The 14459-nt window shown below is 37.0% G+C and carries 10 protein-coding genes; all 10 read left to right on the forward strand.

What is annotated here, in order from left to right:
* The first annotated feature begins 610 nt into the window (after positions 1-610).
* A complete protein-coding gene (locus tag CYJ37_RS23560) occupies positions 611-1813 on the forward strand; it encodes a hypothetical protein (protein WP_374703167.1) in 1203 nt (400 codons plus the stop codon).
* A gap of 61 nt (positions 1814-1874) precedes the next feature.
* Entirely contained in the window at positions 1875-2384 is a 510-nt protein-coding gene (locus CYJ37_RS23565; protein ID WP_101552299.1) for a hypothetical protein, read from the forward strand.
* 2212 nt (positions 2385-4596) lie between these two features.
* A complete protein-coding gene (locus CYJ37_RS23570) occupies positions 4597-5385 on the forward strand; it encodes a hypothetical protein (RefSeq protein ID WP_101552301.1) in 789 nt (262 codons plus the stop codon).
* Between the two features lie 70 nt (positions 5386-5455).
* Positions 5456-6481, forward strand: coding sequence for a hypothetical protein (locus tag CYJ37_RS23575; protein ID WP_101552304.1), 1026 nt, complete (start codon positions 5456-5458; stop codon positions 6479-6481).
* 133 nt (positions 6482-6614) lie between these two features.
* Positions 6615-7970: a hypothetical protein gene (locus CYJ37_RS23580; RefSeq protein WP_101552306.1), complete on the forward strand. Its 1356-nt coding sequence runs from the start codon at positions 6615-6617 to the stop codon at positions 7968-7970.
* Between the two features lie 23 nt (positions 7971-7993).
* Positions 7994-8950, forward strand: coding sequence for a hypothetical protein (locus tag CYJ37_RS23585; protein WP_101552308.1), 957 nt, complete (start codon positions 7994-7996; stop codon positions 8948-8950).
* 20 nt (positions 8951-8970) lie between these two features.
* Positions 8971-9693, forward strand: coding sequence for a hypothetical protein (locus CYJ37_RS23590; protein ID WP_101552310.1), 723 nt, complete (start codon positions 8971-8973; stop codon positions 9691-9693).
* A gap of 15 nt (positions 9694-9708) precedes the next feature.
* Positions 9709-10521 (forward strand): hypothetical protein, encoded by an 813-nt coding sequence (locus CYJ37_RS23595; RefSeq protein WP_101552312.1) that lies wholly within the window; start codon positions 9709-9711, stop codon positions 10519-10521.
* Positions 10518-12383, forward strand: coding sequence for an ATPase, T2SS/T4P/T4SS family (locus tag CYJ37_RS23600; RefSeq protein ID WP_101552314.1), 1866 nt, complete (start codon positions 10518-10520; stop codon positions 12381-12383). Before CYJ37_RS23595 ends, CYJ37_RS23600 begins: the two co-directional genes overlap by 4 nt.
* Positions 12380-14434 (forward strand): hypothetical protein, encoded by a 2055-nt coding sequence (locus CYJ37_RS23605; RefSeq protein WP_101552316.1) that lies wholly within the window; start codon positions 12380-12382, stop codon positions 14432-14434. Before CYJ37_RS23600 ends, CYJ37_RS23605 begins: the two co-directional genes overlap by 4 nt.
* The last annotated feature ends 25 nt before the right edge of the window (positions 14435-14459 follow it).

The raw sequence follows: 14459 nt of genomic DNA on the forward strand, positions 1-14459 counted from the left end.
TTATGTAACAGTTTTAATTGTTAGTATATAACATGGTTAAAAAATACAAAAGAACAAAGGGGTAAATGGGCAAAATATTTCTAGAAATTAATAGTGCAAATAGAGACAATAAAGTCACGGTGTTAAACTTTCGATTTAATACGACTGAAAATGGAAGACTTGAGACCTTGATAATATTCAATTTATATAGGTGCCTTTCATAGGTGCTTAATATAGGTGCTTATCACAAGTGCCAAGGCACCTGTTAAAGGCACCTGTGTTAAGCACCTAAAATTTCACCCTTTTTATGCTGTTGTATTACAATGAGCTATTTTTTGGTATAACAGATTACTAATCTTCTGTTCTTCCCTTCTGTTTTTTTAGTTTTTATATGGAATAATGGCAAAATGACCCAGGCTTAACCAGTAGAATATCACCGATATATCCTGGGGGAGATGAAGTAAATAATCCTTGTAAAAACAGTTTATTATTTATTTAACAAATAAATAATAATATAGTCGTAAATGAATATTAAAAAAAGAACTAACGTTTGACATATATTTGTTAAACGATATAATTCTAGATAAGATAACAATTTTATACATAACAAAGGGAGGAATAATTTGTGGCTATGAAAGAAGAGACTATTAGATTAGAAGTGGTAAATGACAACGGAAACTCTGAACATGCAATTGGTATTAATGGGGAATTAATTAGACAACCCAATGTATATGCACAACCTACTGAACAAGAATGGTTAGATGATGTAAGTGATTCATCCCTTGTTCCAGGTTTACTTAAAGGGATAGATGTAAGCATACAAACACCAAGTATTACTTTTCCAGGTCGATACTATGTTGGATTAAAAGCAATGGATAGTAAGTTTGAGGCTACGCCAATGGATGTTAAATATGAAAAAAAGTATGAGAGTGATCTTCCAATAATCAATACTCTGGGTACCATTGCTGCCAAAGCGGTTCAAATAAACTTTGACAAGACAGAAGCCTTGCCAGAAGAATTAGACGTAAAAGTGAATATGATCACAGCACTCCCTATTCAACAATGGGACCAGAGTAGTGCAGAACTGTTTGCAAATCGATTTAAAGACCATTTACACTCAGTTACAGTACATGTGGGTCATACAAATGTATTGGTGAAAATCAAGTTTGAATTAGTTAAAGTAGCACCAGAAGGGGTTCCTGCCATATTCTCGATCATCTATAATCCGAATGGGAAAATTAGAGAGGATTTGTTTAGTGAGTTTGAAAAGGAATACGGTTTAAGTATTACAGGGAAAGTTCTACTGGATAAACGGGTATCCCATATCGATATTGGCGACGGAACTACAGACTTTCCTGTTACCGTTGGATTTAATTTGGATAAAAGGGCAGTAGAAGGCTGCACTAATGGAGTTGGACATGCGATAGAAGCTGCCATGAAGAACTTTCTTAAAGCTCCAAAGTACTCAATGCTGACAAAAATAACAAGAAATAAATATAGCGAGTGGTTAAAAGATGAAAATCATGAAAATCACCAGGACGCTGTGAAGTATATGAGAGAAGCAACAAGAGTACAAGCACAATTTATATTCAATAATTATAAAAAGGTTCTGGGTGCTATTGACAACGAAATTGATTATATCGTTGTATATGGTGGTGGAAGCATTGTTATGAAAGACATACTTTACCCGCTTTTAAAAAAATTAGTGGATACTTTAGATAAAAAACTAATTTGGATTCCTGAAGAGAATGCGCCACTTATGAACGTCGATGGTTTACAAATAGTATTAAACAACATGACAAAGAAGAAAAAGCAAGCTGCAGTAAAGGCTTAATAATAATCAGGTATAGCCTATCTTGGGTTATACCTTCCTTTCTGAAAGGAGGTACACGCGAATGCCTAGACCAAAAAAGCAAAAGAAGGCAGGGGATCATGTATCCTTTAAATTAAAAGATAATGAACGCCAATATATCGTTGATTGGTTTAATTGCCAAACCTCAATTTCTAATTCACTCAGGTATTTAATTGAACAAGATTATGCCAATAATGGCATACGTGATATTGAAGATGAACTAAGAAAGTCGTTTTCACTGTATCAGCCAAATGGTATTCAGTCGGAACAAATGGTTCCCTCCCCTCCCCTTTATGTAAAAGGAAAGCAGCTACCTGAGGTTAAAGTAAACGATACTACAGCTAGTATGCCGTCAACAAAAAAAGAGAATGCCCAGTTAGAAGACACTGATGAAGGAAAGAAAGTTCAGCCTGAAAGAAGTGTTGACGTGGAAACCACCCCACTTAAACACGAAAGTCCCTCTTCCTCTCCACTTGAGAAAAAAATACAAGGGCCTAATACAGATACAGAAGATGATGAGTCTTATATTGATGTTTCCAGTTTAAATTGGTAAAAGGACAAGGCTCATAATGCCTTGTCCTTTTTCAATTAGTTTGTTGTGTCTTTGAATCATTTTAGCGAAATATTCACATTCACTCTTTGATCCGCCTAGAGATCGAAGTCTCTTTGAAATTACTTATAATTAAATTTTCTCCCCCCCTTAAATTTATTTAAGACAGATGTCCAGTCCTAAATACCACAAAAACTTCAATTACAATGGCGCCCTTATTACCTTTTAAAAATCCCAACGTTATTGATTAAATTTGGTCTAAATCTGTTCTTCGCAATCAAGTAAAGATTCTTAAATAGCGTTTGTTACAGCGTTTACAAACCTGGCCGAGCAATTATCATTTACTAGCCTTATATCTTCCCTAACGTTTGTCTTTCTAAATATCGGAAAATCGGAACTAAATTTAGAAAGAGTATTTTAAAAAAATTAAGATTTTATTATAAGTCAAGCCGGCTACCTAGAGTAGTAGTAATATAGCCCCTTTCCGCTGAACAGGAAGCATCACGGGACTGAAGGGCTGAAGTGTACAGGCAGACTTGGCCCCAGGTTTACTGTCGTTATCTGCCCTTCCCGTTGGGCTTGTGATCTTCAGAACCGGAAGGGATAAAGTATAGCCAGTTCGGCTGCTTCCAGCTGAAATAGGGCTTCAGCGCTCCCTCCCCTGTTATGAGCAAGAGAGATAATGAAAACACTGGCCAGCTACCTGGAGCAGCAGTACTACCATACAGCCCCTTTCCGCTGAGCAGGAAGCATCACGGGACTGAAGGGCTGAAGTGTACAGGCAGACTTGGCCCCAGGTTTACTGTCGTTATCTACCCTTCCCGTTGGGCTTGTGATCTTCAGAACCGGAAGGGATAAAGTATAGCCAGTTCGGCTGCTTTCTGCTGAAATAGGGCTTCAGCGCTCCCTCCCCTGTTATGGGCTTGAGCAAGAGAGATGATGAAAACACTGGCCAGCTACCTGGAGCAGCAGTACTACCCTACAGCCCCTTTCCGCTGAGCAGGAAGCATCACCGAACTGAAGGGCTGAAGTGTACAGGTAGACTTGGCCCCCACCCACCAGGTTACTGTCATTCTCAGGGCTTGGATCTTCAGAACTGGAAGGGATAAAATATAGCCAATTCGGCTGCCTCCTGCCGAAATGGGCGTCAGCGTCCCTCCCCTGTTATGGGCTTGAGCAAGAGAGATGATGAAAACACAAGGTAGTAAAGTCATCTCCCCTTTCCGCTGAGCTTGGGATCTTCAGTACCGAGGGATAAAGTATATCTTGTTCGGCTGCAATCCGCCGAGATAGTGCGCTGACTCTCCCTCCCCTTTTATTGGCTTGAGTCAGAGAGAAGATAAATACACGCCGGCCGGCTACCTACTGCAGTAGTAATAACATTCGGCCCTTTTGCTCTAAGTTTCAGGACCTGAATGGACCTATTGGGGTAGTAAGTCATCTCCCCTTTCAGCTGGAACTTCCCCTCTTCCACCACTGGTGCCTGCCATAACAATTGGATAAAGTGTAGTCCTGTTTAAGACAGTAAACAATTAATATTTGTATATTAAATGATTATTAATCATTTAATAAAATTTTTTATATAACATTCATTTGTTAAATGATTGGTAAATAAATGTTATATAAAAACGAAAAACAAATTTTCCCTTTGAATCGGAATGTCATCTTAGTTTATTTGTCGTTTATCCGTTATCGAAGCTTTATCATATGTAAATAATTTGTGGTTTAGTGATTATTGATGGTTTATGGTAGATGAAGTATTGATTGATTATCCATTACCGGTGGATTACTTATGTTAATTCATCGATGCATTATCGATTAATGATCGATTACTTATGATAACTTGATGGTGTATTACGCGTTAATAACGGATTACATATGATAACTTATTGGTGCGTTATGCATTAGTGATGTGTTTAGTATGATGAATTAATGGTGGTTTACTTATCATTAATGGTTTGTCGATGGGGGTGTATATTTGATGTGTATTTCTAAAATCGGGAGGGTGCTGGATTGTTGGTGATTTATCAATTCGCTATGTATTATCAATGGTGAAGGTAGTCATTTAACCTTGCTACCATACAAAAGAGTATACGTATTATCGAACGATTATTGATTGTTGGTAGATTAGTGGATGTTGATCACTCGTAATCCCTAGTAATAATAGGCGGCTTATGCTATTTTTAACATATAGCTACAGTAAGGAGGTTATTAAATGGCAGAAATTTTTGATGATACTAAGACTAATAGTGAGTATAGTTCATCTAACAATAATAGTGATCCAATATACTGGCAAATTGGGGAGTTTCATAAATTAGTGCCGAATAGAGGACTGACTACTGTTGATAATTGGTTCAAGTATTTAGAAGAGAATAAAGTTCATTACATAGGCAGAGAAGTTGATACTGGACAGAAAATATACAATGAATTAGATCGTGATATTTTAATATACATTGATAAAAGGAGAAAAGAAAATATTCCTATTAAAGTTATCACGGACGAACTGGTGGGCAAATTTGAATTAAGACCATTTCCTCCGGGAGAAAATAAAACCGATAATTCTAGAGTTCTAGATCTTGAAGCAATACAGAAAAGGTTCCAGGACACCATAAGAGAAAGCTATCAAGAAAGTCTTACTGAGATAAAGTCAGAAATAGGGGACTTACTAACCCACTATTTTAAAGAGAACCTTAAACCTCTGATTGAAACAAATGACACTATAAAACTTAGGATAGAAGAGGACCTAAAACATTACGAAGAGAGAATCAACGATGAGAGGAAACTAGCTGAAGAAAGAAGAATGTTGGAAAACCTTAAAGCAAGAAAAGTGGGATCATTATTAAGAACTAAAGCACTAAAGGAGTGGGCTAACAAGCCTGCCAGTGAAAGAATGGTAAAGACGGGATTTTTTAGTAAATCTGAAGATATAAATAAAAGAGATATTTTTGTTGAAGAATATATTAATAAACATTATGATGAAGAGTATAAAAAGAATATTGATTGATAAGCGAAGGACGCGACTATCTTTAAATAGTTGCGTCCTTTTTTTATCTAGAGAGGGGAAAAAATATATAATGATAAATACAATAATGCATCCATTAGAGATTGGAAAAGAAAAATTTAAATGGGACTGGTCTGATAGATTTAATAGTATAGCGGCTGTAATTGGAGATAATGAGTCTTCTGCAAAGCAGAAGTTCATCCAACAAATTGCTTATGAGATATCCCAAAAAGATAATCAATCAGTATTTTGGATTGGGCCAAGAATGGTAAGAGGCAAAGAGTTAAATGAAGATGGTTTTGTACTGGACTTATTAGAGTTTGAATCTCATCCTACTTCGGAAAAGCATGTGGCGCACGAATTTGAAAGTGAGAGAATGCAACTCGTTCAGGTATATCTTAAGATATTATCCCTTGTAAAGGGGATTAAAAGAGAAGATTTAGTTCCTCTAGCTTCCTATCAAAAACATGTTGAAGGCCCTTTACATGGATATTTAAGGGCAATCGACAGTATCGAAAATACCTCTCATAAGGAATGGATCAATAATCAGTTTTCTGGATTGAAAAGGATTAAGTGGGAATATCAAGACGGTTATAGATATGTCTATGATTCTCATATTTCCGATGAAGAGGGTTTATTAGATTTATTTAAAGGAGTTTGGTCTTTCTGGGCCCTTACATCTACATTTATCACACCGCAGCAATTATTATTGGTTGTAGATATTCCAAAGGTCCTGACAGATATTAATACTCCTAAGGAAATCAAGAGTATAGTAAAAGAGCTTTTAGAGATTCTTAGTAAACTATCAGAAAAAATCACAATGACGGTTATGATTAGCACAGAAACCATGTTCCCCATACCAGAACTAAATATAAGGCATCAATTGTTTCTTAAATACGATTCTTTGGATTATGATTGGAGAGTTCCTTCAAATCAGAATTTTTTTCCCGCTGAAGTGCTCGACGGTTGGATTAGAAATGAACCAAACAAAGGAGTTTGGTTCGATTTTTTCTCAGGAGAAGTAGCAATACTAACCCAGGTCGAGGATGTTTGTTTATCTAAAAACGAACAAATTATAGAAGAAATTAAAGATATATGATTGCCATATTGTCCTAGTTATGGTATAAATTTAATTAAATTCAATATGACAAATAGATGTGCGAAGAACGCGCTCTAGACCTTAAGGGTCAAGAGTGCGTTCTTTTTTTTTTGAAAAGAGGTGTGAATTCTACTTGGAAAACAAGAAAGTGATTGTAGCGATGCATAACCCTAGTTTTGCTAACGGCATGAAAATGAACATAGATAAAATTGAGGGTTATACGGTTGTAGATGTCTTGGTGTCAGAAGAAGATCTGGTCAAGTTGCTAGAAACAACTACAGACAACCTATTTGGCTTAATACTAACAAGTGACTTAGCGAAGAAGTTAAATGATTATCGCTTGGATTACTTATCAGATCTCCTTTTAACAATTAGAGAAAGATATCCAGAATTAAAAATTGTCATATTAGCATCTGAAAAACTAGGACATCCTTTTTTAGCTGAATTGGTTGATATGGGAATCTACAACATCTTTTTAAGACAAGAAGATAGAAACCAAACCGTTCTCGACATTCTGAAGTGTTTTGAAGTAGGAAAGTCTTTTTCAGAAGTTTCAAGATTAAGGGATATAGATACGGATATTCCCTGGAGAAGACTAAAATCAGGGCCTAACCGAATAACAATTGAAACAAATGAAAAGAAACAGGAGGAAGGAAAAGAGGGAATCGGTAAAGCTAAAGCTTTCATTGGGAAATTATCTGATTCTAAAAAGGCTATTCCAAATTCTACAGAAGTAGATGGAGAAGCTAGCATTCAGCCAATCACCATTAAGGAAAAAATCATAATTAAAGATCGTCTAATAGGTTCCATGTTTATTGGAATTACCAGTGTTGAAAGAAGTAGTGGATGCACACACCTTAGTCTGATTTTAGCCAATTATTTAAAGGAGAAGGGTTACAAAGTTGCTATTGTTGAAGCCAATAGGTCTGAGGACTTCTTTAAAATTGAGTATGCATACGAGGGGGGAGGTAGCTATCAAAACACAACGAGTGATTTTAAGTTAAAAGGGATTACTCACTATAAAAATATTGATGAGCTAAATGTAGCTCAACTAATCAATTCTTATGAATTTGTAATATTAGACATTGGAAACGAAGCCAATACAGATCTATTTGAGGAGTTCTTTCGGTGTCATATCAAAATTGTAACCGCTCATGGGAGCGAGTGGAGAAGAGAGAGCATCGAGAGATTTATGGACCGGCATAACTATATGGAGAAGGATGATTGGTTATTAGCCATTCCCTTTCCAGAAGCAGAAAGCCTAGAGGATATACAGAAAGAAACTAAGCTTAAAACCTTTGCCATACCAGCACATGCTTCTCCATATGAAAGTCGAAGAGAAACAAATGCTGCATTAGATGACATGCTGAAGGGCTTGATTCCCATTCCAGAAGAGAAAAGAAGAATACCGAGATTAGTTATTATTTCAGGTTTGGTAATTGTGAGTATTTTGTTGTGTGGAGGCGGATTTTTTTTCTTAGCACACTAGGCATATAAAGAGGAGGAAGCAAATTGGTCAAATGGAAGTTAAGTGTAAGATTGCGAACGAAAAAGCTTATAACAGCTGGTTTATGGGGTGCAGCAGCCATGTTGGTTCTATCTCTCGCAGCTGGATATTTCTATCATAGTCACAAACAAAAAGAAGAACTTGCACTAATTGATAAATATGAAAGAGAAGTGGACGAGTATAGAGAGTGGGCTGGACAGAATGAAACAGGATATGCACTAAAGGAGAATGTTAAAGCTGGAACAGAGATAACAGAAGATATGATCCAACAAGTTGTGTTACCTCCATTAGGCACTGCAGAAGATCTTGTCCAACCGGTAAGTTTAACAACAAAAAGTTTTGCACGGATTGATTTAAAAGCTAACACGGTACTAGTTGATGGCCTGGTATATAAAGAGGAAATGATTGAGAGGGATGTTAGGGAAGCAGAATATAGTTACATAGAAATTCCAACGAAATTAACTGGAGAGCAGTTTGTAGATGTTAGGATCCAATTCCCTACTGGAGAAGATTACATCCTGCTATCAAAAAAGAAAGTTAAAGAAGTGGATGGAATGACCATGTGGCTCAATTTAGATGAAGGTGAATTACTTTCTATGAGTTCTGCTGTTGTCGATGCCTATATAGAAGGGGCAAAAATTTATGCAATTCCCTATGTTGATGGTTACGTACAAGAAAGTTCTGAAATAACCTATCCAGTTAAACAGAACGTTTTAGAGTTAATCAAAGAATCTCCCAACATTGTAAATATCGCAAAATTGAATTTAGAAAAGCAGAACCGGCAGCGCCTCGAGTCTTCTTTAGCAGTTATGGAAGAGGCTGAACGAGCAAAACTTCGTGAGGGTGAGCAGTCTACTAAAACTGAAGTCGAGCAGAAAAGAGAGGAAAGAATTAATTCTATGAACCAATTAAGCGAAGAACAGCAAGATTTAGTGGGTTCTAGTAATGAGGAACAAGACTAAGAGAAAAGGGGAGTATAAAAATGAAAACCATATTACTTATTGGAACAAGAAACAAAGCTGATTTTTCTCTATATCTAAGTCATCTTATGACGAATTTGGGAAAACGGGTGTTATTGGTAGATGCCACTAAGCAGCAGCTGTATCGGCATGGATATACACGTCTAAAAAAGGATGAACAGTTATTTGACTTTCAAGGAATAGATATACTTTGCGGACCGGTTAGCTGGCTTCAGGTGGAAGAGTGTCTAAGAATCAATCAAGAATCTACTACTAATTATGATGTCGTAATGGTAGATGTTGATTCGCTAGAGGCTGTTGCAAAGGAATGGCCAACTTTTGACCAACGTTTCTACATCGGAGACGAGGATAGAATGCACCAGACGCTTGATGTGGAATTGCTTCATCGCTTGTTTGATGAAACTGAAGAAACAGGGATTACAAAGGTTACATTTGAAGGGAAATATGAGTTAGATAGTACTTATTTTAATAATTTAATGAACAATCGACCTCGTTGGGTATCAGTTGAACATTTTATTGAACTTGATGATTTCGAATCCTCATTAAGATTTCAAATGCAGCATGAGACCATGATTCCTTTCAAAAAGCTAAGTAAGCCCTATAAAGAAACACTTTCTGATTTGGTATCGAGCATCTTTCACGTCCACAAAGATGAAGTGCAGGGCGCTGTAAAACAAAAGTTTTTCAGATTTGGAAACAAAAACAAACAGGAGCTTCCTGTTTAAGAAAGGAGAAATGATATGGGGAAAATAGTGCTGAGTTGGTCAACTGTGCCTGGCCAGGGCGGAACTACCGCTAATATTGTTGCTCTTTCATCTTTATTTGCCCTTGAGCAACCTTACCGCACACTGATTACACAAACGCAACATGAGTATATGAATCTTGAGTCGTTATTTTTAAAAGAACAAAGAGCTAATGGCTTTGACGATGGGGGGATGGCTGCATTAGAACGGCTGGTTAAAAGTAAGATGTTAAAACCGGAAGCAGTATCTGATTATACAGACACCATCTTTAAGAATCGCTTAGACCTTTTAGTGGGTAATCCTCAAAGCAATGTGAGTTCTGAAGAGAAAGAACATTTTCTCCGTACTGTTATGCAAGTTGCAAAACACCATTATGACATTCTATGGATAGATAATCATTCTGGAATTGAGCGCCCTGCTACCAGGACATTACTAAATGATGCCGATCTAGTAGTTGTAAACTTACCACAAAATAGATACATACTAGAACGCTTTTTCTCAGGACAAGACTTTCCGGAAGAGCTGCAGAATAAGCCGTATATAGTGCTAATTGGCTTATATGATGAGAAAGGGGCTTTCTCCCTGCGAAACATCAAACGAAAATTTAAGGTGAAGGCACCGATCTTTGGAATTCCCTATGTAACTGGATACCGAGATGCTTCAAATCAGCAGGAAGTAGCTCAATATTTTCATCGACATTTGCAAGTAAAGCAAGGGGAGGAATCATATTCGTTAATATCCTCTCTACAGAAAGTAAATACAAATATAGCAAAACAGCTTGGCTTATTGACAGAGGAAGATGAATTATGAATATCGGGTTAAATGTCATCATTATTTTCCTTCTCATAGGGTCAGCGCTCTTCTTCATTGGCTGGAGAATTAGAAAAATCAAAAGCACTAAAGATGCTAATGATATAGCAGACAAAGAGAGGTACAAACTCGAGAATGTGAAAGACTTTGTGGAGAGCAAACTGACAGAATTAACAACAGTAAATCTCTACAATCTTGGCCTACAAGAAGATGAATTCATTAGGCAAACGAGAAGGCGGCAAGAGCTGAAAGAGGCGCTTAAGAACTGTAATACAGGTGATATTTCATCAAAGACCTATGTGGTAGAGCTCATGTTTGATATTCTCAAAAATTCATACGACTTTAATGAAAACAATATCAATTTGACGCTTCCATTTAGATCACCGTCACAACTTTCTTCCAGGGACATGTTTGATATCTTATTGTTTCTTTACAAAAAAGAAAATGGAAAACATGCATTGAGTGTACTAATAGAAGAATACAACTTGGCAAGTCCAGATATGCATGGTGGATATAAAATCACAAATCAACAAATCCAGCAAATTTACAATGACAAAGTCCACGCGCTCCATTTTGAAGATAAACTCAGAATTATTACCCAACGAATTTATAGCCAGTTCAAAGGATTCGGGGTTATTGATGAGATAAGGGATCAAGTTATAGATGGGGTTAGCGGCGGGGTTTCAGGTGTTCCTTCTCGTATGGAAAATTTGGATGATGAAGAGCAGTTTTTAAAGTCAATGAATGAGTCAAATAATGGGTTGAACAGTATATGGGTTATGTACAAGGGAAAATCAATACACTTTTCCTTCCTATTTTTTGAGCATGAGGCAGAACTAAGGAGAGTCGTACAAAATATTTATAAGTACAACTATCCAGGGCAGCTTTCTGAATCGCGCCCATATATTATCAACGAAATGCATGATGGTTCTCGAGTAACTGTTGTTCGTCCTAAATTTTCGGAATCGTGGGCATTCTTTATTAGGAAAAAATATGATTCCAAAAAACTTGAAATTGAACAACTAATTACCCATCCAAATGCGGAAATGCCAATTGAATTAATCAAGTTTTTAATGAAAGGGAATCGAGTTACTTCTATAACTGGAGCACAGGGGTCAGGTAAAACAACTCTATTAATGGGATTAGTTGGTCATATTCATAAAGCACTAAACCTAAGGATCCAAGAAACAAGCTTTGAATTAAACTTACGTAATATATATCCAAACCGAAATATTCTTTCCTTTCAAGAGACTGAAACAATTAGCGGTCAGGATGGATTGGATTTACAAAAGAAAACAGATGGGGCAGTAAACATTCTAGGGGAAGTTGCAACGGATCCTGTAGCCGCATGGATGATTCAAACAGCTCAAGTTGCCAGTTTGTTTACCGTTTTCACACACCATGCAAAAACTTTAAAAGATTTGGTTTATTCGCTTAGAAATTCCTTGCTTAAGGTAGGAATGTTCAGTAATGAAGCAATTGCAGAGTATCAAGTTATAAGTGTATTAGAATTTGATATTCACTTAAGACAAGATTATGACGGTTCTAGATATATAGAGCGTATCACTGAGTGTATTCCCGTAGAGGTCACTAATGAAACCAATGACCGGCTGCTACAACAGAAAGCCTCTAAAGAGGAGAAAATCGACACGCTTATATCAGTAGCAACAAACTACTTTGCCCAACAAACGCAGCGTAAACAATTTGAAGAGCGCAACTTAGTGGAGTTTGTTGATGGGGAGTATAAGGCGGTTCACCCTATGAGCAAGCAAAGACAGGGAGAAATTGAACGACTACTCTCTCAGGAAGAAAAGGCAATTTTTAAAGAATTTATTAATCGAACCTGGGGGAGAGCCTCATGATAAATATGCTCATTTATGTAGCGTTAGCAGGCTTTACTATTTTAATTGCGGTAATACTTTTAACCAAATATAAAGCTAAAAGCAAAACAAGGAACTCTGTAATTTATGGAGGGGCCACTACGACTTGGAAAAATAAGTACAATCAGATATCCCAGCGTTCTTATGTCCAGTCTCTTCGCATCCCGCTAGTCAAAAAGATTGTACTCCGGATTCGGTTTAGGATCGAAACCCTTTCTGTATACGATGAATATACTCTTCGCGGAGAGGTTATGAAAATATGTTTTTCAATATTAGGTTTATTCTCTTTTATCGTTATTTCCTTAATTGCCTTTCGTCCAAGTTGGCTTGTTGTATTCTGGGTTTTACTTGGCTTACTCTTCTTAGCTGGTATTCTAATTGATTTCTTTGTGTATCGGGTAGAAGCTAAGTTGCTGAATCAGCTTAAGGAGTTTAACAACCGGGTCCGATTCTTCTATCACCAAACTCATATGGTGGACGAGGCAATAAATGAATCCATTCAATTTGTCGGCCCTGAGATGAAAAAACAAGCCATCAAGATTTACTCAATCTTAACGAGTGTGGATCCAGAAGCTGAGATGGCTAAATATGAGGAAGTAGCACCAAGTCGTTTCCTTAAAGTAATTGCTGGGCTTGCCGTATTGGTAAAAGACCAAGGGGATGTAGTAAGTAAAGAAAAAGGTAGTGCCTTTCTCCGGGGCTTAACCAGTGTTAATCAGGAACTGAATACGGAAATATTGTACCGCTCCAAACTATCTTATCAAATGAGAGGGCTAAGTCTCCTTGCATTAGTTCCGATTTTCTTCGCGCTGCCAATTAAAAACTGGGCGAATACGACATTTCCAATTATGCGGACTTTCTATGATTCCCGTTTAGGCTTTTTAGCAGAAGTGCTAGTTTACGGGATAGCATTAACATCCTATATGGTTATAAGAAAAATGAGAGAAGTGAATGAAGCAAAATACCACAATTCTATCAAACGAGCTCAGTGGGAAAAGTGGATGCTAGAGAAAATACCATTCCTTCACAAGTTAACCCTAGCATTTTCGCCAGATCCTTATACCAAAGAACATTTCAAGATTACCAAACTCTTGAAAGACGCTAATTCACCTCTCAAATTAGAATGGTTGACCTTGCAGCGAATGATTTTAGGATTTAGCATAGCTGCTTTATTGATAAGTGGTTTTGTTTACGCCCACGGAAGAGAGAAGCAATCTATTTTATATTCAGCTGTCCCGGAATCATTATTTGCTGGGAATATAACTGAAGAAGATCAAAGAGCTCTGGAAGAAAGAACAGCTTTTGATCGGAGAGTGATTGAAGACATACAGCAAATGGAGGGGCTAACCCCTGAAATGCTTCAGAGTTATGTTGCTGAACAATTTGGAATCAAGGATGTCCATGATCAAAAGGTAAAGCAGACGACTGAGAGGGTTATTAATAAGTGGCTTATTGTTAAAAATTCTTTTCTAAAGTGGTGGGAAGTTTTAATAGCCTTTGCTCTCGCTTTTGTAGCCTGGAATATACCCGTTTGGTCTTTGCAGTTCCAGCGATTCTTACGTTATAAAGACATGGAAAATGAGGTTCACCAATTCTTGGTTTTAATTAGCATTTTAAGAGAGTTCGACCGAATGAGTGTATATGTTTTACTCGCTTGGCTGGAACGTTTTGCTGTTATTTTTAAGGAACCTATTCAAGAAGCTTTACAAACATATGATTCAGGGCCAGAGCATTCCCTTGATGTGTTAAATGAACGTATTAGTTTTGAACCATTTCAACAAATTGTTGAGAGATTAAAACTAGCAGTGGTTCGAATATCCATTAAGGACTCCTTTGATGATATTGATCTTGAGAGAGTGTTCTACCTGGAACAACGTCAAGAATCTAATCAAAGATCCCTCAATTCCAAGGGTAGCTGGGCAAATATGCTTGGTATGGCCCCTGTATATGCCCTGACATTTTTATACCTTGTAGTACCTCTTATTTACCTTAGTGTCGTTGAGTCGAAAGACTTGTTAATGCGTATACAATAATTTAACCAATTTAAAGGAGAGAAAA

The organism is Bacillus sp. UMB0728 (assembly GCF_002858875.1).
Classification (GTDB): domain Bacteria; phylum Bacillota; class Bacilli; order Bacillales; family Cytobacillaceae; genus Bacillus_AB; species Bacillus_AB infantis.

Excerpts from the sequence above, each read along its gene's own strand:
- CYJ37_RS23590 (WP_101552310.1), top strand. The coding sequence starts at position 8,971 with ATGAAAACCATATTACTTATTGGAACAAGAAACAAAGCTGATTTTTCT.
- CYJ37_RS23600 (WP_101552314.1), top strand. The coding sequence starts at position 10,518 with ATGAATATCGGGTTAAATGTCATCATTATTTTCCTTCTCATAGGGTCA.
- CYJ37_RS23605 (WP_101552316.1), top strand. The coding sequence starts at position 12,380 with ATGATAAATATGCTCATTTATGTAGCGTTAGCAGGCTTTACTATTTTA.
- CYJ37_RS23575 (WP_101552304.1), top strand. The coding sequence starts at position 5,456 with ATGATAAATACAATAATGCATCCATTAGAGATTGGAAAAGAAAAATTT.
- CYJ37_RS23570 (WP_101552301.1), top strand. The coding sequence starts at position 4,597 with ATGGCAGAAATTTTTGATGATACTAAGACTAATAGTGAGTATAGTTCA.
- CYJ37_RS23595 (WP_101552312.1), top strand. The coding sequence starts at position 9,709 with ATGGGGAAAATAGTGCTGAGTTGGTCAACTGTGCCTGGCCAGGGCGGA.
- CYJ37_RS23565 (WP_101552299.1), top strand. The coding sequence starts at position 1,875 with ATGCCTAGACCAAAAAAGCAAAAGAAGGCAGGGGATCATGTATCCTTT.
- CYJ37_RS23560 (WP_374703167.1), top strand. The coding sequence starts at position 611 with ATGAAAGAAGAGACTATTAGATTAGAAGTGGTAAATGACAACGGAAAC.